The sequence below is a fragment of the Xanthomonas sp. 1678 genome (genome assembly GCF_031455575.1).
Classification (GTDB): Bacteria; Pseudomonadota; Gammaproteobacteria; order Xanthomonadales; family Xanthomonadaceae; genus Xanthomonas_A.
On record NZ_JAVDSZ010000005.1, the window covers coordinates 145,017 to 165,354 of the forward strand.

16 protein-coding genes are annotated in these 20,338 nt (G+C 70.1%); 11 read left to right on the forward strand and 5 right to left on the reverse strand.

Annotated elements, in window-relative coordinates:
* Positions 1–7: 7 nt before the first annotated feature.
* On the reverse strand, positions 8–1,690 hold the full coding sequence (locus J2Y70_RS11360; protein ID WP_263394977.1) for an OFA family MFS transporter: 1,683 nt from the start codon (positions 1,688–1,690) through the stop codon (positions 8–10).
* 154 nt (positions 1,691–1,844) lie between these two features.
* Between J2Y70_RS11360 and J2Y70_RS11365 the strand changes: the two genes are divergently transcribed.
* Both J2Y70_RS11365 and J2Y70_RS11370 read left to right on the forward strand, forming a co-directional pair.
* Positions 1,845–2,918, forward strand: coding sequence for a substrate-binding domain-containing protein (locus J2Y70_RS11365; protein ID WP_309917335.1), 1,074 nt, complete (start codon positions 1,845–1,847; stop codon positions 2,916–2,918).
* 342 nt (positions 2,919–3,260) lie between these two features.
* Positions 3,261–3,731, forward strand: coding sequence for a DUF1203 domain-containing protein (locus J2Y70_RS11370; RefSeq protein WP_309917338.1), 471 nt, complete (start codon positions 3,261–3,263; stop codon positions 3,729–3,731).
* A 295-nt stretch (positions 3,732–4,026) separates the two neighbouring features.
* Here the strand turns inward: J2Y70_RS11370 and J2Y70_RS11375 are convergent, their stop codons facing one another.
* Both J2Y70_RS11375 and J2Y70_RS11380 read right to left on the reverse strand, forming a co-directional pair.
* Positions 4,027–5,529, reverse strand: coding sequence for an aldehyde dehydrogenase (locus J2Y70_RS11375; protein ID WP_309917341.1), 1,503 nt, complete (start codon positions 5,527–5,529; stop codon positions 4,027–4,029).
* 70 nt (positions 5,530–5,599) lie between these two features.
* Positions 5,600–6,148 carry a cupin domain-containing protein gene (locus J2Y70_RS11380; protein ID WP_309917343.1) on the reverse strand — a complete coding sequence of 183 codons (549 nt, stop codon included), beginning with the start codon at positions 6,146–6,148 and terminating at the stop codon, positions 5,600–5,602.
* Between the two features lie 245 nt (positions 6,149–6,393).
* Between J2Y70_RS11380 and J2Y70_RS11385 the strand changes: the two genes are divergently transcribed.
* The 5 genes from J2Y70_RS11385 (at position 6,394) to J2Y70_RS11405 (ending at position 11,290) form a co-directional block, all read left to right on the forward strand.
* Positions 6,394–7,770, forward strand: coding sequence for an aspartate aminotransferase family protein (locus J2Y70_RS11385; RefSeq protein ID WP_263394982.1), 1,377 nt, complete (start codon positions 6,394–6,396; stop codon positions 7,768–7,770).
* A 64-nt stretch (positions 7,771–7,834) separates the two neighbouring features.
* Positions 7,835–8,947 (forward strand): alanine dehydrogenase, encoded by a 1,113-nt coding sequence (gene ald / locus J2Y70_RS11390; protein ID WP_309917346.1) that lies wholly within the window; start codon positions 7,835–7,837, stop codon positions 8,945–8,947.
* Between the two features lie 19 nt (positions 8,948–8,966).
* Positions 8,967–10,460, forward strand: a complete 1,494-nt coding sequence (locus tag J2Y70_RS11395) for a CoA-acylating methylmalonate-semialdehyde dehydrogenase (RefSeq protein ID WP_309917348.1) — start codon at positions 8,967–8,969, stop codon at positions 10,458–10,460.
* Positions 10,461–10,484: 24 nt separating this feature from the next.
* On the forward strand, positions 10,485–10,871 hold the full coding sequence (locus J2Y70_RS11400; RefSeq protein ID WP_309917350.1) for a hypothetical protein: 387 nt from the start codon (positions 10,485–10,487) through the stop codon (positions 10,869–10,871).
* A 104-nt stretch (positions 10,872–10,975) separates the two neighbouring features.
* Positions 10,976–11,290 (forward strand): EthD family reductase, encoded by a 315-nt coding sequence (locus J2Y70_RS11405; protein WP_263394986.1) that lies wholly within the window; start codon positions 10,976–10,978, stop codon positions 11,288–11,290.
* Positions 11,291–11,438: 148 nt separating this feature from the next.
* On the opposite strand, the gene J2Y70_RS11410 is transcribed toward J2Y70_RS11405, so the two are convergent.
* Together J2Y70_RS11410 and J2Y70_RS11415 are read right to left on the reverse strand one after the other, a co-directional pair.
* Positions 11,439–11,861 carry a DUF2809 domain-containing protein gene (locus tag J2Y70_RS11410; RefSeq protein ID WP_309917352.1) on the reverse strand — a complete coding sequence of 141 codons (423 nt, stop codon included), beginning with the start codon at positions 11,859–11,861 and terminating at the stop codon, positions 11,439–11,441.
* A gap of 78 nt (positions 11,862–11,939) precedes the next feature.
* A complete protein-coding gene (locus J2Y70_RS11415) occupies positions 11,940–12,269 on the reverse strand; it encodes a hypothetical protein (protein WP_309917354.1) in 330 nt (109 codons plus the stop codon).
* Positions 12,270–12,428: 159 nt separating this feature from the next.
* Between J2Y70_RS11415 and J2Y70_RS11420 the strand changes: the two genes are divergently transcribed.
* From J2Y70_RS11420 to J2Y70_RS11435, 4 genes are all read left to right on the forward strand, one after another.
* Positions 12,429–13,289 (forward strand): plasmid replication/partition related protein, encoded by an 861-nt coding sequence (locus J2Y70_RS11420; RefSeq protein ID WP_309917356.1) that lies wholly within the window; start codon positions 12,429–12,431, stop codon positions 13,287–13,289.
* Between the two features lie 315 nt (positions 13,290–13,604).
* The gene (locus J2Y70_RS11425) at positions 13,605–14,846 is read left to right on the forward strand and encodes a DUF445 domain-containing protein (protein WP_263398483.1); all 1,242 of its coding nucleotides are present in this window, start codon (positions 13,605–13,607) and stop codon (positions 14,844–14,846) included.
* A gap of 178 nt (positions 14,847–15,024) precedes the next feature.
* The gene (locus J2Y70_RS11430; protein WP_309917358.1) at positions 15,025–19,113 is read left to right on the forward strand and encodes a CHASE domain-containing protein; all 4,089 of its coding nucleotides are present in this window, start codon (positions 15,025–15,027) and stop codon (positions 19,111–19,113) included.
* Positions 19,114–19,170: 57 nt separating this feature from the next.
* Positions 19,171–20,214 carry an HD domain-containing phosphohydrolase gene (locus J2Y70_RS11435; RefSeq protein ID WP_309917362.1) on the forward strand — a complete coding sequence of 348 codons (1,044 nt, stop codon included), beginning with the start codon at positions 19,171–19,173 and terminating at the stop codon, positions 20,212–20,214.
* Positions 20,215–20,338 lie beyond the last annotated feature (124 nt).

Sequence of the window (20,338 nt, forward strand, 5' to 3'; positions counted from 1 at the left end):
CAAAAAATCAACGGAACAGCACGAACGCCTTCTGCAGCGTGATCCAGATGCCCCACAGCATCGGCACCGCGACCGCCAGCCAGGCCAGCGCCACCAGCAGCGGGTTGCCGCCGTGGCCGACCTGCGCCAGCTGCGCCGCATCCAGCGCCGATTGGCCGTTGCTGCCGACCTTCTCGTGCGCCAGCTGCTTCTCCGCCGCCAGTTCCTGCGCCGTCATGAAGTGCTTGGCCGCCACCGGCCGTACCAGCAGGTTGCAGACCAGGCCCAGCACCAGCATCCCGGCCAGAATGTACATCGTGGTGTTGTACACCTGTGAGGGCGGCAGGCCCAGGCCCAGCTGGTATTCGCGCATATAGCCGACCACCACCGGGCCGAGGATGCCGGCGGTGGCCCAGGCGGTCAGCAGGCGGCCATGGATGGCGCCGACCATCTGCGTGCCGAACAGGTCGGCCAGGTAGGCCGGGATGGTGGCGAAACCGCCGCCGTACATCGACAGGATCACGCAGAAGATGCCGACGAACAACGCGGTGCCGCCGATCTTGCCGGCCCACGGCGCCGCCGCGTACAGGACGATGCCGAGCACGAAGAACACGGTGTAGGTGTGCTTGCGGCCGAGCTTGTCGGACATGCTGGCCCAGAAGAAGCGCCCGCCGATGTTGAACAGGCTGAGCAGGCCGGTGAAGCCGGCGGCGATGGCGGCGATGGCGGCCAGCTGCGCGGTGTCCAGGCTGCCGAAGCCGGCGTCCACGCCGATCAGGCGTCCGCCGAACACTTCCTGCAGCATCGGCGAGGCCATGCCGATCACGCCGATGCCGGCCGACACGTTCAGGCACAGCACGCCCCACAGCAGCCAGAACTGCGGGATGCCCCAGACCTTCTTCACGTGCACGTGGTGGGCGGTGATCATCGCGTTGGCGCTGGCCGCCGGCGCGGTCCAGCCGGCGGGGGTCCAGCCGCTGGGCGGCACCCGGTAGCCGAACGCGCCGGCCATCATGAATACGAAGTACAGCGCGGCCATGACCAGGAAGGTCTCCATCACCCCCACCGACGCCGGGCCGGCGAAATGGCGCATCAGCGCATCGGCCAGCGGGCTGCCGATCATCGCGCCGCCGCCGAAGCCCATGATCGCCATGCCGGTGGCCATGCCGCGGCGGTCCGGGAACCACTTGATCAGCGTGGACACCGGCGAGATGTAGCCCAGGCCCAGGCCGATGCCGCCGATCACCCCCGACCCCAGCCACAGCATCCAGATCTGGTGCAGATGGATGCCCAGCGCCGAGATCACCAGCCCGCCGCACCAGCACAGCGCCGAGACCACCCCGGCCTTGCGCGGGCCGGCGCGTTCCAGCCAGCCGCCCCACAGCGCCGCCGAGCAGCCCAGCAGTACGAAGAACAGCGTGTACATCCACTGCAGCTCGCTGATCTTCCAGTCGCAGCTGGCCGACACGATGCGCGCGAAGAAGCCCATGTCCGCCGGGCACGCCACCGCCTCGGTGATCCCCAGCGCCTTGGACAGGGGCAGCCAGAACACGCTGAACCCGTAGGCCATGCCGATGCACAGATGGATCGCCAGCGCCGCCGGCGGCACCAGCCAGCGGTTGAATCCCGGCCCGGCGACGATGCGTTCCTTCGACAGCAGGGCGGCGTGGGCGGTGTGCGCGGACGGCGCCGCAGTGCGTGAGTCGCTCATTCGGTTCCCCTTGATGCCCGGCGTTTATGTGATCGACTGCATATGGCGATGCAACGACGCGCGGCGAGGTTAGTACGAAAGCGCAATGGTGCCGAGCGCCCGATGGTCTAATAATCGGCTGTGGAAAGCCGATTGGGCACGCGCCGCAGCCGCCATGTACAAAGTGACGATCCGACCGCAGTGGGAACTGCATACCGACGCCGGACAGCGCCTGCCGCCGCGGCTGGTGGAACTGCTGCTGGCGATCCGCGACACCGGTTCGCTGGCCGCGGCCTGCCGCCAGACCGGGCTGTCCTATCGCTACGCCTGGGGCTCGCTGCGCGAGGCGCGGCGCCTGTTCGGGCAGCCGCTGCTGCGCGCCACCCGCGGCCGCGGCGCGCGCCTGGCGCCGATCGGCGAGCGCCTGGTCTGGGCCGAGCAGCGCATCGCCGCACGCCTGGCGCCGACCCTGGAAAGCCTGGCCAGCGAGCTGGAGGCCGAGCTGGAGCGTGTGTTCCGGCAGGAAGCGACGCCGCTGCGCCTGCACGCCTCGCACGGGTTCGGGGTGGAGACGCTGCGCCGGTGCATGGTGCTGGCCGGCGCGCCGCTGGAGCTGAAGTACCGCAGTCCGGACGACGCGCTGAGCGCGCTGCGCAACGACGCCTGCGACCTGGCCAGCCTGCATCTGCCGATCGGCGAACTGGAAGCCGAACTGCTCGGCCACTACCGCGACCGGCTCGACCCGCACGGCGACTGCGTGCTGCACCTGGCCACGCGCACCCAGGGCCTGGTGCTGGCGCCGGGCAATCCCAAACGCATCCACGCCCTGCCCGACCTGCTGCGCGCCGACGTGCGCTTCATCCATCGCCAGCCCGGCTCGGGCACGCGCCTGCTGCTGGAATGCCTGCTGGCGCGGCAGGGCCTGCCGCTGAGCGGCCTGCACGGCGCCGACATGGAAGAGCTGACCCATGCCGCGGTCGCCGCCTATGTCGCCAGCGGCCTGGCCGATGCCGGGCTGGGCCTGGAACCGCCGGCGCGACGCTACGGCCTGGACTTCATCCCGATCGTCAACGAACGCTATTTCCTGCTGTGCCGCCGCGAAGCGCTGGACAGCGGCCGCCTTGCACCGATCGTGGATCTGCTGCGCAGCGAGGCGTTCCAGCACGAACTGGGCCTGCTGCCCGGCTACGACGCGCACGACTGTGGACGCGTGCAGGGATTGGCGGAGGCGTTTGCCGGGTTGGTATGAGCCGGGATTGGGGATTGGGGATTGGGGATTGGAATTGGGACTCAGGATTCGGAGCGAGCGTCGCGACGCTGGCGCTGCAACGCTGCGCGCCTGGAGGCTCTTTGGCCCGACGCTTTGTCGGCAGTGACTGCACGAAGCCGGGGCGGTGTGCGGCAAGTCCGCGAAGAAACGCATTGCACACGCCACGGCGCGCCGTCAGGGCGACAGTGAGCGAGCGATCGCTTCCACCAGCGCGCCGGTGTGCTGCCCAGCGATCGCGCGCCGTTGCCATGTCCGAATCCGGCCGGCACTGCGCTGCAGCGGCGCGCATGCTGTGCGCTCACTTTCCTATCGGGAGCGCGCATGTCCAGTTTCGTCTGTGTCGGCCTTGCGGCCGCGCACTTCGCACCGCTGTTCGACCTGGACGATGCGCGACTGCACGCGCACGGCGCGCGCCGCGTCCGCGCCGACCAGATGCCGGGCTTCCCGTGCCGGGTCAGCCTGGAAGACGCCCAGCCCGGCGAGGAACTGTTGCTGCTGCACTACCAGCACCAGCCGGCGGACACGCCGTACCGCGCCGCGGGGCCGATCTACGTGCGCCGCCACGTGCCCACCGCCGTGGCGGTACCGGACCAGGTGCCCGACGCGATCCGCCGGCGACTGATCTCGCTGCGCGGCTACGACGCCGCCGACATGATGGTCGCCGCCGACGTGCATGCCGGCGAGACGGTCGCGGCCGCGATCGTGCAGGCCTTCGCCGATCCGCAGGTGCGCTACCTGCATCTGCACAATGCGCGCCAGGGCTGTTTCGCTTGCCGGGTCGATCGGGTTTGAGGACTCGGGACTCGGGACTCGGGACTCGGGACTCGGGACTCGGGACTCGGGACTCGGGACTCGGGACTCGGGACGGCAGGATGAGGTCCGGGGGCAAATCCATGTCAAGCGATTTGATGCAAAAAGGGCCGCTTTTTTTAAGAAAAAAGCGGCCCTTTTTTTTGCAACTCCGGCGCAACCGCTTTTCTGTAGGAGGGGCTTTAGCCCGACGCGTTATCGGTAAGGCGTCGGGGCTAAAGCCCCTCCTACAGAAAAGCGCGAAAGCTGCAAACTTGCGAAAATCCCGAGTCCCGAACTAAACGGCCAAATTGATCCAAGTCGCCTTCATCTCCGTGTACTTGTCGAACGCATGCAGCGACTTGTCGCGGCCGTTGCCCGATTGCTTGTAGCCGCCGAACGGGGCGGTCATGTCGCCGCCGTCCCAGTAGTTGACCCACACGCTGCCGGCGCGCAGCTTGCGCGCCACGCGGTGCGCGCGGCCGATGTCACGGGTCCAGACGCCGGCCGCCAGGCCGTAGTCGCTGTCGTTGGCCATGCGCAGCGCGTGCGCTTCGTCGTCGAAGGCGATCACCGACAGCACCGGGCCGAAGATCTCCTCGCGGGCGATGGTGTCCTCGTGGCCGACCTCGTCGAAGATCGTCGGCTCCACGTAGCAACCGCCGGCCACCACGTCCACGCGCTTGCCGCCGAGCAGCAGCCGCGCGCCTTCCTCGCTGCCGCGGGCGATGTAGTCGAGCACGCGGTTGGTCTGCGCCTCGTCCACCAGCGCGCCCATCGCCGCGTCGTCGTCGAACGGATGCCGCGGCTGCAGCGCGCGCCCGGCGGCGACCACGCGGGCGACGAATTCGTCCTTGATCGAGCGCTCCACCAGCAACCGCGACGCCGCGGTGCAGACCTCGCCCTGGTTGTAGAAGATCGCGCCGGCCGCGGCCTGCGCCGCCTGTTCCAGGTCCGGCGCGTCGGCGAACACCAGGTTCGGGCTCTTGCCGCCGCATTCCATGTAGGCACGCTTCATGTTCGACAACCCGGCGCATTGCAGCAGGCGCTTGCCGACCGCGGTGGATCCGGTGAACACCAGCCCGTCCACGTCCATGTGCAGCGCCAGCGGCTCGCCGGCGCTCTTGCCGAACCCGGGCACCACGTTGAACACGCCGTCGGGGATGCCAGCTTCGGCCACCAGTTCGGCCAGGCGCAGCGCGCTCAGCGGCGATTTCTCCGAGGGCTTGAGCACCACCGAGTTGCCCGCGGCCAGCGCCGGGGCGATCTTCCACGCCGCCATCAGTAGCGGAAAATTCCACGGCACGATCGCGCCGACCACGCCCAGCGGTTCGCGGGTGATCAGGCCCAGTTCGTCGTGCCCGGTCGGCGCCACCTCGCCGTAGACCTTGTCCAGCGCCTCGCCGGTCCAGGCCAGGCAGCGCACCGTCGCCGCCACGTCCACGCTGCGCGCATCGCGCACCGGCTTGCCCATGTCCAGCGATTCCAGCAGCGCCAGTTCGTCGGCATGCTGCTCGACCAGCTGCGCCAGCTTGAGCAGGGTCTTCTTGCGCTGCGCCGGCTTGGCCTGCGACCAGCGCCCGCCATCGAAGCTGCGCCGCGCCGCGGCGACCGCGCGTTCGATGTCCTCCGCGCCGCCGTCGGCGACCTGGCCGAGCACGCGGCCGTCGATCGGGCTGATACAATCGAAGGTCTTGCCGCTGGCCGCATCGACGTAGCGACCGTCGATGAAGGCCTGGGTGCGCAGGTGCAGCGCGGCGGCCATCGCCTGCCATGCGTCGCGGGTGCGGGGTGCGTTCATCGGGAGCTCCGGATCGGAAAGAAGGAACGGATGTTGAAGTCGTGCGAGCGCGGCCGGGCGCACGCGCCGCTCAGAACGTGGCCGGGGTATTGGCGCTGACGATCACCGCCGCGTCGCTGCCGACGTTGCGGAACCGGTGCGGCACCCGGCTTTCGAAATAGTAGCCTTCGCCGGCGCGCAGCACCCGCACCTGCGCGCCGACGGTGATCTCCACTTCGCCGGCCACCACCACCCCGCCTTCCTCGCCCTCGTGCACCAGCATCGCGGCGCCGGTGTCGCTGCCGGGCGGCATCACCTCGCGCAGGATGCACATCTGCCGCTGCGGACGGTGTTGCCCGACCAGGTAGTAGTGGATGCCGTCGCTGCCCACGTCTGGCAATTCGTCGGTGCGGTAGAACGGCGCATCGGCCGCGCCGATGTCCAGGTCCTGGGTGAAGAAATCGGCCAGCGAGATCGGGATGCCGTCCAGCACCTTCTTCAGCGAACTCACCGATGGGCTGACCTTGTTCTGCTCGATCAGCGAGATGGTGCTGTTGGTCACGCCCACGCGCTTGGCCAACTCGCGCTGGCTCAGCCCGTGGGCGGTGCGAACCCGATGCAGGCGGGCGCCGATATCCATCGCGTGATGAGGAAGGCCTGGAGGGTGTTGCCGGATACTTTACACAGCCGCTCCTCGCGGTCAATTTGCGCGCCGCGCGTCGCGACCGGCCGATCCGGCTGGACCGGCGTACCCTGGCGCTGATGCGTGGGTTCGCGCCGCGCAGTGGCCTGCGTTGCGGGCGGTGGCGCAGACGCGGCCCGGCCGCCACCGCGGCTCCGGTTGGTGTAAAGTTTTTTCAACACTTCTCTTGCGTGGAGCCTGTGATGCGCCCTCAGTCGCCCCCCTCCTCCCAGGCGCTGGCCGACCACTACGCCGCCCAGGCCACGCAGGCGCCGGACGCCATGGAGGCGTTCTGGATGCCGTTCACCGCCAACCGCCAGTTCAAGGCGCGGCCGCGGCTGCTGGCCTCGGCCGAGGGCATGTACTACCGCAGCGTGGACGGCCGACAGGTCCTCGACGGCACCGCCGGGCTGTGGTGCTGCAACGCCGGGCACGCGCGGCCGCGCATCGTCGAGGCGGTATCCAGGCAGATCGCCACGCTGGATTTCGCGCCGACCTTCCAGATGGGCTCGCCGCTGCCGTTCGTGCTCGCCGAGCGCCTGGTCGCACTGGCCCCGACCGGCCTGGACCACGTGTTCTACACCAACTCCGGCTCCGAATCGGTGGACACCGCGATGAAGATCGCACTGGCCTACCACCGCGCCCGCGGCGAAGGCCAGCGCACCCGCTTCCTCGGCCGCGAGAAGGGCTACCACGGGGTCGGCTTCGGCGGCATCTCGGTCGGCGGGCTGCCCAACAACCGCAAATGGTACGGCCCGCTGCTGCCCGGCGTGGACCATCTGCGACACACCCTGGACATCGAGCGCAACGCGTTCTCGCAAGGGCTGCCGGCGCACGGCGCGGAACTGGCCGAGGACCTGGAGCGGCTGGTCGCACTGCACGACGCCTCGACCATCGCCGCGCTGATCATCGAGCCGATCTCCGGCTCGGCCGGCGTGGTGCTGCCGCCGCACGGCTACCTGCAGCGCATCCGCGAACTGTGCGACAAGCACGGCATCGTGCTGATCTTCGACGAGGTGATCACCGGTTTCGGCCGCGTCGGCAAGGCCTTCGCCGCGCAGCGCTTCGGCGTCACCCCGGACCTGATGACGACCGCCAAGGGACTGACCAACGGCTGCGTGCCGATGGGCGCGGTATTCGTCTCGCACGCGATCCACGACGCCTTCGCGCACGGCCCGGCCGGCGCCATCGACCTGTTCCACGGCTATACCTACTCCGGTCATCCGCTGGCCTGCGCCGCGGCGCTGGCGACGCTGGACACCTATGCGGAGGAGAACCTGTTCGACAAGGCGATCGAACTGGGCGGCTATTGGCAGCAGGCGATCCATGCGCTGAAGGACCTGCCGCACGTCGTCGACATCCGCAACTTCGGCCTGATCGGCGCGATCGAACTGGCGCCGCGCAAGGATGCGCCCGGCGCGCGCGGCTACGAGATCTTCGAGCGCTGCTTCCACGAGGGCGACCTGCTGATCCGCGTCACCGGCGACACCATCGCACTGTCGCCGCCGCTGATCGTGGAGCGCGAGCACATCGACCGCATCTTCGCGGTGCTCGCCGACATGATCCGCACCACGCCCTGATCCCCGCCCTCATCACAACCCGCTCCGCGCTCCCCACGCGCGCCGCATGCCTGGAGAACCGCTCATGCTGGTCGGCGTCCCGAAAGAGATCAAGAACCACGAATACCGGATCGGGCTGACCCCGGCCGGAGTTCGCGAACTGGTGCTGCACGGGCACCAGGTGCTGGTGCAGCGCGACGGCGGCCAGGCCATCGGCCTGACCGATGCCGACTACGAACGCGCCGGCGCGCGCCTGGCCGACGACGCGGCGAGCGTGTTCGCGCAGGCCGACATGATCGTCAAGGTCAAGGAACCGCAGCCGGACGAATGCGCGCAGCTGCGCCCGGGGCAGCTGCTGTTCACCTATCTGCACCTGGCGCCGGATCCGGCGCAGGCCAGTGCGCTGCTGCGCTCCGGCTGCACCGCGATCGCCTACGAGACCGTCACCGACGGCCATGGCGGCCTGCCGTTGCTGGCGCCGATGAGCGAGGTCGCCGGGCGCATGGCGATCCAGGCCGGCGCGCACGCGCTAGAGAAGGCGCAGGGCGGCTCGGGCGTGTTGCTCGGCGGCGTGCCCGGGGTCAAGCCGGCCGAAGTGCTGGTGATCGGCGGCGGCGTGGTCGGCATCAACGCCGCGCGCATGGCGATGGGCCTGCATGCGCGGGTGACGGTGCTGGACCGCTCGCTGGAACGGCTCAAGTACCTGGACGAACTGTACGGCCACCAGCTGACCACGCTGTATTCCACCCGCGACGCGATCGAGCAATGCCTGCCGCACACCGACCTGGTGATCGGCGCGGTGCTGATCCCCGGCGCCGCCGCGCCCAAGCTGGTGTCACGCGCGCAGCTGGCGCTGCTGCGGCCGGGCTCGGTGCTGGTCGACGTGGCGATCGACCAGGGCGGCTGCTTCGAGACCAGCCACGCCACCACCCACCAGCAGCCGACCTACGAGGTCGACGGCATCGTCCACTACTGCGTGGCCAACATGCCCGGCGGCGTGGCACGCACCTCCACCTTCGCCCTGACCAACGCGACCTTGCCGTTCGTGCTGCAGCTGGCCGAACACGGCCTGCAGGCGCTGCGCGACGACCAGGACCTGCGCAACGGCCTCAACGTCCACGCCGGCAAGCTCACCCACCGCGCGGTGGCGCAGGCGCTCGGGCAGGAGTTCGTGCGGCCGCTGGACGCGTTGGGCTGACCCTGGAGGAGTGCCGACCATGAGCGAGTCCCTGTCCCACTACATCGGCGGCCGCCGCGTCGATTTCGACGGCGGCGAGCATGCCGAGGTGTTCGACCCGGCCAGCGGCGCGGTGGCGCGGCGCGTGCCGCTGGGCGGCGCGCGCGAGGTCGATGCCGCGGTCGCCGCCGCCGCGCAGGCATTCCCGGCCTGGGCCGCCACCCCGCCGTTGCAGCGCGCACGGGTGATGTTCCGCTTCCGCGAGCTGCTCGAACGGCATGCCGACACCCTCGCCCGCTGCATCAGCGCCGAGCACGGCAAGGTGGTGTCCGACGCGCGCGGCGAAGTCACCCGCGGCATGGAGGTGGTGGAGTTCGCCTGCGGCATTCCGCACCTGCTCAAGGGCGAGCATTCGGTCGATGTCGGCCGCGGCGTGGATTCGTGGAGCGAGTACGCGCCGCTGGGCGTGGTCGCTGGCGTCACCCCGTTCAATTTCCCGGCGATGGTGCCGCTGTGGATGCTGCCGGTGGCGCTGGCCTGCGGCAACAGCTTCGTGCTCAAACCCTCCGAACGCGATCCGTCCGCCTCGCTGCTGCTGGCCGAATGGCTGCACGAGGCCGGCCTGCCGGACGGGGTGTGCAACGTGGTGCACGGCGCCAAGCCGGCGGTGGACGCGCTGCTCGCGCACCCGCAGGTGCAGGCGCTGAGCTTCGTCGGCTCCACCCGGGTCGCCGCCGACCTGTACGCGCGCGGCAGTGCGCTGGGCAAGCGCGTGCAGGCGCTGGGCGGAGCCAAGAACCACCTGGTGGTGCTGCCCGACGCCGATCTGGACGACGTGGTGGCCGCCCTGCTCGGCGCAGGCTACGGTTCGGCCGGCGAACGCTGCATGGCGATCTCGGTGGCGGTGTGCGTGGGCGATGCGGTGGCCGATGCGCTGGTCGCCAGGCTGGCGCCGCGCGTGGCCGCGCTGACGCTCGGCGCCGGCGCCGACGAACCGGACATGGGCCCGTTGATCAGCGCCGCGCACCGCGAGCGCGTGCGCGGCTACATCGACAGCGGCGTGGCCGACGGCGCCACGCTGGTGGTCGACGGCCGCGCTACGCACACGCCGGCACCGGCCGAGGGCTTCTTCCTCGGCGGCAGCCTGTTCGACCGCGTGCGCGCCGACATGCGCATCTACCGCGAAGAGATCTTCGGCCCGGTGCTGTGCGTGGTCCGCGTGGCCGACGCCGAGGCCGCACTGCAGCTGATCGATGCGCACGAATACGGCAACGGCGCGGCGGTGTTCACCCGCGATGGCGGCGCCGCGCGCGCCTTCGCCCGGCGCGTGCAGGCCGGCATGGTCGGGATCAACGTGCCGATCCCGGTGCCGATGGCGTTCCACAGTTTCGGCGGCTGGAAGCGCTCGCTGTTCGGCCCGCTGCACGTGCACGGCCCGGACGGGGTGCGCTTCTACACCCGGCTCAAGACCGTCACCGCACGCTGGCCGGCGGCCGCGCGCGATGCCGAGTTCGCGATGCCGACGATGCAATGAGGCGCAGCCCGGCCACCATGTTGCGTGCCCATTGCCTGGCGAAAAGCGCCGCTCGCCGCCATGCCGCAGGAGCGTCGCCGCGCGATGGATGAGCCGGCCGTCGCCTATGTGGAAAAAGCCGACGGCGCTGCGATCCGGGTCAAACTGCCGGATCGCCGGCTGCACGACGCGTTGGCCGCGCTTGGATTCGCGGCGGCGCAGCCCGACGCGTGGCTGCTGCAGGTCGCCGACGACGCGCACAAGGCCACCGCGTTCGCAGCATTGCGTGCCCTGGGCGTGGCCTTCGCCGACGGCAGGGAATGGAGCCCGGCGGAGGTGTTCGCGCACCTGCGCGAGCGCGGCCTGCTGAGCGGCGCGTTCTTGCGGATCGTGTGGACCGGCCCCGGCCGCCACCGCCTCGCCTGGGCCTGACCCGCGGCACTTATCGCCACCGGCACCCGGTGCTAGCCTTGCGCCAGCGCCGGCCAGACCCCGCGGTGGCCGACCTTCGCGGTATCACCGACAGGAGCAGCACGATGATCAAGGTAAGCGTGATGTACCCGTACACGCCAGGCGCCCGTTTCGACCACGACTACTACCGCGACACGCACATGCCGCTGCTGCAGGCGCGCATGGGCGAGGCCTGCAAGCGTTACACCGTGGACAAAGGCCTGTCCGGCGGCGCCCCCGGCAGCGACCCCACCTATGTCGGCATGTGCCACATCTTCAGCGACTCGGTGGAGACGTTCCAGGCCGGCTTCGGCCCGCATGCCGACGAGATCCTCGGCGACATCAAGAACTACACCGACCTGGCCCCGGTGATGCAGATCAGCGAGGTGGTGGTCGACTGAGCGCTGCGGCCGTTGCGCGCTGGCGCAGCGGCCCTGCCCTTCTGCTCGCCGCAAAGGCGACCGCGGCAAGGACGCGCCATCGACACCCTGCCGGCTCTCGGCTGCGCTTCACGGTTCGCGTCAGCCGCCGGGACCGGCCACCACCGAACTACGGATCCTGCAGCTCCTGACCGCTTTCATCGCGCGCGCAGTACCGGTCGAGCCATGCGCCGGCGGCCACGCCCAGCGTATAGGCGAGCAGGTCCAGCCACACGAACGTCGAGCCCAAGGCCAGGTGCCCCAGGGTGGTAGCGCGCAGCGCGTCTAGCCAGGGCGTGCGGTACAGCTGCGACGCCTCCACCAGCCAGCACACGGCCAATGCCACGGCAGCCAAGCGCAGCGGCCGCGCGCGCGGCGCGAGCCACGCCAGGCCGAGGTAGACCATCAGCGCCCACAGCGCATCGCCGGGAAACTTGCCCAGCCACGACGGCAACAGCCACGGGAAGTGCCGCGACGCCAACCCGGCGGCGATCGTCGCGACGATGGCGGCGGTCAACCACAGACGGCGGCGTGCGGTTGCGGAAACGGGCATGGCGAAGCGTCGGCGGCAGAGGACCGCGCATTACAGCAGAACTGGCGCGGTACCGGCGAAGGCGGTTCGGCGCGTCCGCTAGGCCTCGCCACCGCGCAGCAACACCGCCGCCGCGATGAGCACCGACAGCACCAGCATCACCAGCCATCCCCAGCGCTGGTGGAACGGGATCGGCACGGTCTGCAGCAGGCCTTCGGCGCTGGCCTGGTTCAGCAGCCAGCCGTGATGGCACACCGGGCACACCAGCTGGTACTGCTTTTCGCGGACCCATCCGAACAGGTGGTAGAAGTGCCCGTACGAATAGCGCAGGCGCATCGCGAACGCGCGCTCCTGTTCGCAGCGCGGGCAGAACTGGCGCTCCTCCATGCCACAGGCGACGTCGCGCTCGCCCCAGCCCCACAAGATCATCGTCGCGTCCCCATCGGCCGGGCCGCGATCCCCCGATCGCCAGGCCGTGCGGATTCTGTGCCTGGTCCGGCATAGCGTCAACGGCCGCACACCGACCGGCGCGGACGCGCGCAAGTCTCTACAATGCCGCCCCCTGTCGCAATGCCGTGCCCTGCCCCGATGAACATCGTCGTCAACGAAGACCTCAAGGCCTACATCGATCCGCTCACCGCCGACGAATACGCGGCGCTGGAGCGCAGCCTGCTCGCCGAGGGCTGCCGCGATGCGCTGGTGCTGTGGGGCGAGATCCTGGTCGACGGGCACAACCGCTACGGCATCTGCCAGAAACACGGGCTGCCGTTCCAGACCGTGCAGAACACCCGTTTCCAGTCGCTGCAGGACGTGCACCTGTGGATGATCGACCAGCACCTGGGCCGGCGCAGCGTGTCCGATTTCCAGCGCGGCGTGCTGGCGCTGCGCAAGCGCGAGATCCTGGCCGAGCGCCGCAGCCGCGCCGCCGCGGCGACCGCGGCGTCCGTCGACAGCCCTGAAGCGACAACCGATGCGCACGACGATGCCGCGCCCTGGGCCGATGCGCCAGCCGGCGGAGACGGCGCGAGCGTCGAGGCGGCGCCGGCGCCGTTGAGCCGTGCCGACCTGGCGCGCGCCGCGCGGCTCAGCAACAGCCAGGTGGTGCAGATCGAGAAGATCCAGAAGCAGGCTACCGCCGAAGTGGTGGAAGCGGTGAAGTCCGGCGCGATCTCGATCAACGCTGCCGCCGCGGTGGCCAGCCTGCCGGAGGAGGAACAGCGCGCCGCGGCCAGGGCCGGCAAGGATGAACTCAAGCAGGCGGCCAAGCGCGCCCGCGAGTCCAAACGCAAGCCGCGCGAAACCCCGGCCGAGCAGGATGGCGAGGGCAACGCGGTGCAAGGCGACGACGCGGAACTGGCCGCGCTGCGCCTGCGCGTGGCCGAACTGGATGCCGAGAACCGGGTGCTGCGCGATGAACTGGCGGCGTTGCGGGCGCAGTTGCAGGACTGATCCGGCACTGGCCCGCCACGCATCGGTCCCATGCGCAGCACGTGCAGGAGAGCCTTCCGTCCCGAGGCTTGTTCCGGCAATACCGCGTCGGGACTGAAGTCCCTCCCACAGGGATGCCGCCCGCCCCACGGAGACGCCACGCACATCGATGACATGTGCAAGGCCATCGTTCTTACACACTTGCCGTACGACACGCCAACCACCCTCGCCCGGCGATGAAATCCGCCTAACCCGCCGCTGCGTACACTGGCCGGCATGAGCGTTTCCTCCGCCCCGTCGATGCCGCCCGATCCGCGCCGCGCGCAGCTGCGGCGCATGAAGCTGCTTGCCGCGCTGTTGCTGCTGGCGATGCTGGCCGGCTTCCTGCTCAGCCACGTCATGGGCATGCACGGCGCCTGGGCCTGGATCGGCGCGTTCTGCGAGGCGGCCACGGTCGGCGCGCTGGCCGACTGGTTCGCGGTGGTGGCGCTGTTCCGGCATCCGCTGGGGTTGCCGATCCCGCACACCGCGATCATCCCGCACGGCAAGACCCGCATCGCCGACAGCCTGGCGGTGTTCGTGCGCGACCATTTCCTGGAACCGGCGACGCTGCTGTCCAAGCTCAGCGCGTTCGACCCCGCCGCGCGGCTGGGCCAGTGGCTGGCCGAACCGGTGCAGGCAGGCAAGCTGGCCGAGCTGGCGCGCGGTTGGGCGCTGCAGGCGCTGGACCTGCTCGACGAGGCCGCGGTGCGGCGCCGCATCCACGGCTTCGTGGTCGCGCGCCTGCACGAATGGAATGCCGCCGCGACCGCCGGCGAGATCCTCGGCCTGCTCACCGCCGACGGCCGCCACCAGGCCCTGCTCGACGAAGCGCTGACCCGGCTCGGCCGGCACCTGGACGACGCGGCGGTCAAGCAGCGGGTGTCGGCGATGATCGTCAAGTACGCGCGCCGCGAATGGCCCAAGCTGGTCGGCACGGTGGAATGGGTCAAGCCGGTGGAAGGCATTGCCGACACCCTCGCCGAACGCCTGGCGCATGCGTTGCTGGACGAACTGCAGGACGTGCTGTCGCAGCCGCAGCATCCGCTGCGCCAGGACTACGAGCGCTGGCTCGGCGGCTACGTGCAGCGCCTGCGCAACGACCCGGCCACCGCCGACAAGCTGCAGGCGATGAAGCAGCGCCTGATCGAGCACCCCGGCGTGCAGGACTACGTGCAGGGCCTGTGGGAGCAGATCCACGCCAGCCTGCGCGAGGACCTGTCGCGCAGCGACGGTGTGCTGGTGCAGCATTTGCAACGCTCGCTGGGCGCGCTCGGGCAGTCGCTGGCCCAGGACAGCGCGCTGCGCGACGCGCTCAACCAGCACCTGCTGGGCGGCGCGGAGAAACTGACCCAGCGCCTGCGCAGCGGCGTCACCGAGCACATCGCGCAGACCGTGAAAGGCTGGGACGAGCGCCACCTGGTGGAGCAGCTGGAGCTGAGCGTGGGCCGCGACCTGCAGTACATCCGCTTCAACGGCACCCTGGTCGGCGGCTTGATCGGGCTCGCGCTCCACGCAGCCGTCACGCTGATTCCATGATGGTCTGAACCGTTGCCCCAGCCCTGAATGGGGGCTGGTGCGGCGGCAACGATCGCGCTAGCGTGGTCCGCACGGTCGGGGCAGGACCGGCGCTGCAATCGTGAAGGCCGATATCCCGTATAAGCGGAAGGACGGCGATGCCAGCGCATCGCCAGCGTTCGCCAAAGGAAAGGGGCTCATGTCGAAGAACCACTGGACACCCGCTGCCGGCCCTGCGCGTTTGGCGCGCATCGCCGCCCTGGCAGTGCTGGTGCTCGGGTTGCTGGCCGCGGCATTGATCGCACGCGGCCTGCAGCAACGCAATCTGCAGCAGGCCCGCGACCGCTTCCAGGAGCTGACCAGCCACGCCACCGGCGAACTGCAGCAACGCATGAACGTCTACGAACACGGCCTGCGCGGCGCGCGCGGCGCGGTGATCGCCGCCGGCGGCGACCGCATCACTCGCGAACGCTTCACACGCTACAGCGATTCGCGCGAGTACCGGCGCGAATTCCCCGGCGTACGCGGCTTCGGCTATATCCGCCGGGTGGCGCGCAGCGAAGAGGCCGCGTTCCTGCAGCAGGCGCGTGCCGACGGGGCGCCGTCGCTGCAGATCGGGCAGCTGGCGCCGCACGACGGCGACCGCTTCGTGATCCTGTATATCCAGCCGGTGCGCGTCAACAATCCCGCGCAGGGCTTCGACATCGCCTCCGAGCCGGCGCGGCGCGCCGCGGCGATCGCCGCGGCGCGCTCGGGCAAACCGACCCTCACCACGCCGATCCGCCTGGTGCAGAGTCCCGGGGTCGGCAACAGCGGGTTCCTGCTGTTGCTGCCGATCTACCGCGAAGACCTGCCGTTGCAGACCCCGGAGCAACGTTGGCAGGCCACCACCGGCTGGGCCTATGCGCCGCTCAATATTGCCGAAGTGCTGGTGTCGTCCCCCAACCATGCCCACGACTTGCTGCTGACCCTGGCCGACAGCGAGAACAGCACGCAGCCGTTCTATCGCGGTGCCGCCGCGGGGGCGCCGGTCGCGGGCTTGCGCGCCGAGCGCAGCCTGCCGGTCTACGGACGGCGCTGGCTGCTCAGCGCACAGGCCACGCCGGGCTTCGTCCGCTCGCTCAACCAGACCTCGCCGCTGCTGGTCGGCGGCCTGGTCGGCGGCATCTCGCTGCTGCTCGCCGCGCTGCTGTACCTGTACCTGACCGGCCGCCATCGGCGCGACCTGATCCTGCGCGAGCAAAGCCAGTTGGCTTCGCTGGTCGGCGGAACCAGCGAAGCGATCGTGGCCGAAGACCTGCACGGCCGCATCACCCACTGGAATCCGGCCGCCGAACGCATCTTCGGCCACACCCCGGGCCAGGCCATCGGCCAGCCGCTGCAGGACCTGCTGGGTACGCAGGTACGCGATTCCACCGGCAACGACACGCAGGTGCGTGAACTGCGCCATCGCGACGGCCACGTGGTCAGCGCGCTGGCCAGCGCCTCGCCGATCCTGGACACCGACGGCGACGTCGTCGGCCACTCGCACCTGCTGCACGACGTCTCCGAACGGGTGCGCGCCGAGGCGCGGGTGCTGGAGCTCAACGCCACCCTGGAACAGCAGGTGGCGCAGCGCACCAGCGAGCTGGTCACCTACTCGGCGTTGCAGCGCACGATCCTGGCCAACGCCGGCTACGCGATCGTGGCCACCGATCCGGACGGCACCATCACCCTGTTCAACCCCGCCGCCGAGACCATGCTCGGCTACGCCGCGCACGAGATGATCGGACGCAAGGCCACCGGCCTGTTCCTGGATCCGGAGCAGTTGGCCAGCCGCGCCGAGCACATGGCCGCGCAATCGGGCATGGCGGTGGTGCCGGCGTTCGAGTCGGTGGCCGCGTTGTCCACGCTGGGGCGCAGCGATACCCGCGAATGGACCTACGTCAGCAAGGACGGCCGCCCGTTCCCGGTGCTGCTGACGCTGAGCACGCTGCGCGACGACAACGACCAGGTGATCGGCTACCTCGGCATCGCGGTCGACCTGACCGAGCAGAAGCGCCACGAGCGCGAACTGCGCCTGGCGATCGACGCGGCGGAAACCGCCAACCAGTCCAAGAGCGATTTCCTGGCCAACATGAGCCACGAGATCCGCACGCCGATGAACGCGATCCTGGGCATGCTGTACCTGCTGCAGCACAGCGAGCTGCCGCAGGCGGCCAAGGACATGATCCAGAAGATCGATACCTCGGCGCGCTCGCTGCTGGAGATCATCAACGACATCCTCGACTTCTCCAAGATCGAATCCGGGCGCATCGACCTGGAATCGGAACCGTTCGACCTGAACCAGTTGCTGGAGAACATCGCCGCGCTGATGACCTCGGCGATCAGCGCCAAGCCGGTGGAGATGATCGTCGAGCCGCTGCCGGCCGGCTGCCGCTGGCTGCGCGGCGACGCGCTGCGCCTGAACCAGGTGCTGATCAACCTGGTCGGCAACGCCATCAAGTTCACCGAGCAGGGCGAAGTGGCGCTGTCGGTGCGCAGCTTCCCCAGCCCCGAGCCCGGCAAGGTCAAGCTGTTCTTCTCGGTGCGCGACACCGGCATCGGCATCGCGCGCGAGAAGCAGAGCCTGATCTTCTCGCCGTTCCTGCAGGCCGACACCTCCACCAGCCGCCGCTACGGCGGCAGCGGCCTGGGCCTGACCATCAGCCGGCGCCTGGTGGAACTGATGGGCGGCCAGTTGGAGGTGCAGAGCACGCCTGGGCTGGGCAGCGATTTCTATTTCGCGATCAGCTTCGCGGTGCTGCCGGCGCCGGCCGCCGAGGTGGAGCACCCGGAGGCGCGCCGGGTGCTGATCGCCGACGACCACGACCTGGTGCGCAACAACCTGGCCAGCATCGCCAGCGGTTTCGGCTGGCAGGTGGAAGCGGTGTCCAGCGGGACCGCGGCGGTCGCCGCGGCCGGTCCGGAACGCGACAGCTTCGACGTGATCCTACTCGACTGGCGCATGCCCGACCTGGACGGGCTGAGCGTGGCGCAGCGCATCCGCGCGCAATCGGCGCCGGACCGGCAACCGATCATCGTCATGGTCACCGCCTACGAGCGCCGCCTGCTGGAGGAACAGCAGCACGCGCCCAGCGACGTGGACGCGGTGATGACCAAGCCGGTCACCGCCTCGGCGCTGTACCGCACCATCGCCACGCTGCTGGCGCGGCGCCGCGGCGATGGCCCCGCGCCCTTGCTCAGCGGCGACGGCACCCCGCGCCTGGCCGGCGCGCGGCTGCTGGTGGTCGACGACAGCGAGATCAATTGCGAGGTCGCACAGCGCATCCTCGAGGGCGAAGGCGCGCTGGTGGAGCTGGCGCACGACGGCGAGCAGGCGCTGCAACGGCTGCGGCGCGATCCCAGCCGCTTCCATCTGGTGCTGATGGACGTGCAGATGCCGACCCTGGACGGCTACGAGGCCACCCGCCTGCTGCGCGAGGACCCGCGCCTGGCCCACCTGCCGGTGATCGCGCTGACCGCCGGCGCCTACCGCCAGCAGCAGGACCTGGCCCTGTCCAGCGGCATGAACGGCTTCATCGCCAAGCCCTTCCAGGTCGAAGAGCTGATCGCGGTGATCCGCCAGTTCCTGCCGCTGCGCATGCCGCTGCCGCTCGAGCCGCCACCGCCGGCGGTCGCTGCCGAGGTCTGGCCCGACGCCGACCCGCAACTGCTCGACGCCGACCAGGCGCGGCGCCTGTGGAGCGAACGCGCGCCCTACCAGCGCTACCTGCTGAAGCTGCTGCAGGAGAACCCCGATCCGGCGGCGATGCTGCGCACGCTGCTGGCCCCGGGGGCGCCGGCAGCGGCGATCTCCTACGTGCACAAGCTGCGCGGCTCGGCCGGTTCGCTGGCGCTGCCGGCGCTGGCCGCGGCCAGCGCCGCGCTGGAGGAACGGCTGAGCGATGCGCCGGCCCAGGCCGGCGCGGCGATCGCGGCGCTGGGCACGGCCATGGCCGCCACCGCCGCGGCGATCCAGCGCTTCGTGGCCGAGGCCGAGGCCGCCGCCGCGCAGGCGCCGCCGGCCGCTCCCGCCGCGGATGTCGGCGAGAGCGCAGCGTCCCCGGTCCTGCTGCAACAGCAACTGCAGCAACTGCTGCAGGCCCTGGACAGCGACGACCCGGACCGCGTCGAGCGGGTGCTGCACGGCCTGGCGCCGTCGCTGCCGGCGGCGATGACGGCGGAACTGCTGCACCTGGTGGAAAGCTTTTCCTTCCGCGAGGCCGAAACTAAAGTCAGGCGCTGGCAGGCCGATGCAAACCAATAGCATCCGCCGCTGCGCCCCAGTCCGGGCGCAGCGGCGTGCACACGACAAGGAACCACGATGGCCCACCCTCCGATCCTGTGCGTAGACGACGAAGCCAGCAACCTGGCGCTGATCCGGCAGATCCTGCGCGAGGACTACGCGCTGACCTTCGCCAAGAACGGCGCCGAAGCCTTGCGCGCGGTGGTCAAGCACCGCCCCGCGCTGATCCTGCTCGACGTCGACCTGCCCGATCTGGACGGCTACACCATCGCCCGCACGCTCAAGCAGGATCCGCGCACCGCGGCGATCCCGATCATCTTCGTCACCGGCAAGGACAAGGACGCCGACGAGAGCATCGGCTTCGAGGCCGGCGGCGTGGACTACATCACCAAGCCCTATTCGCCGAGCATCCTGCGCGCGCGGGTGCGCACCCACCTGTCGCTGGTCAGCGCCGCCAGCCTGGCCAGCAGCCACCGCGACGCGATCCGCATGCTGGGCATGGCCGGCCACTACAGCGACTCGGACACCGGCACCCACATCTGGCGCATGGCAGCCTACGCGCGTGCGCTGGCGGTGGCCGCCGGCTGGTCGAGCGAGGACGCCAGCCTGCTCGAGCAGGCCGCGCCGATGCACGACACCGGCAAGATCGGCATCCCCGACGCGGTGCTGAAAAAGCCCGGGCCGCTGGATGCGGAGGAATGGCGGGTGATGAAGCGGCATCCGCAGATCGGCTACGACATCCTCAGCCGCAGCGGCGCACCGCTGTTCCGGCTCGCCGCCGAAGTCGCGCTGTACCACCACGAGCATTGGGACGGCAGTGGCTACCCGGCCGGCCTGGCCGGCGAACGCATTCCCGAATCGGCGCGGATCGTGGCCGTGGCCGACGTGTTCGATGCGCTGACCACGCAGCGCCCGTACAAGGAGGCGTGGCCGCTGGCCAAGGTGATGGAGCTGTTCCAGCAACAGGCCGGCAGCCAGTTCGAGCCGCGCCTGGTGGCGCTGTTCACCGCGATCCTGCCGCAGATCCTGCAGATCCAGGACTACTGGAGCGAACGCGACTCGGGCGAGGACGTGCAGCCGCGTCCGGCCACCCAGGCCGCGGCGCGGCACAGCGACAGCTGAGCCGCAGAGCACACTGTGGGAGCGACTTCAGTCGCGACGGGCTTTATCGGTAATGCCCGTCGCGACTGAAGTCGCTCCCACAAAAACGCCCTTACGACCAACAGCGCCCGGATCGGGCCGCCGC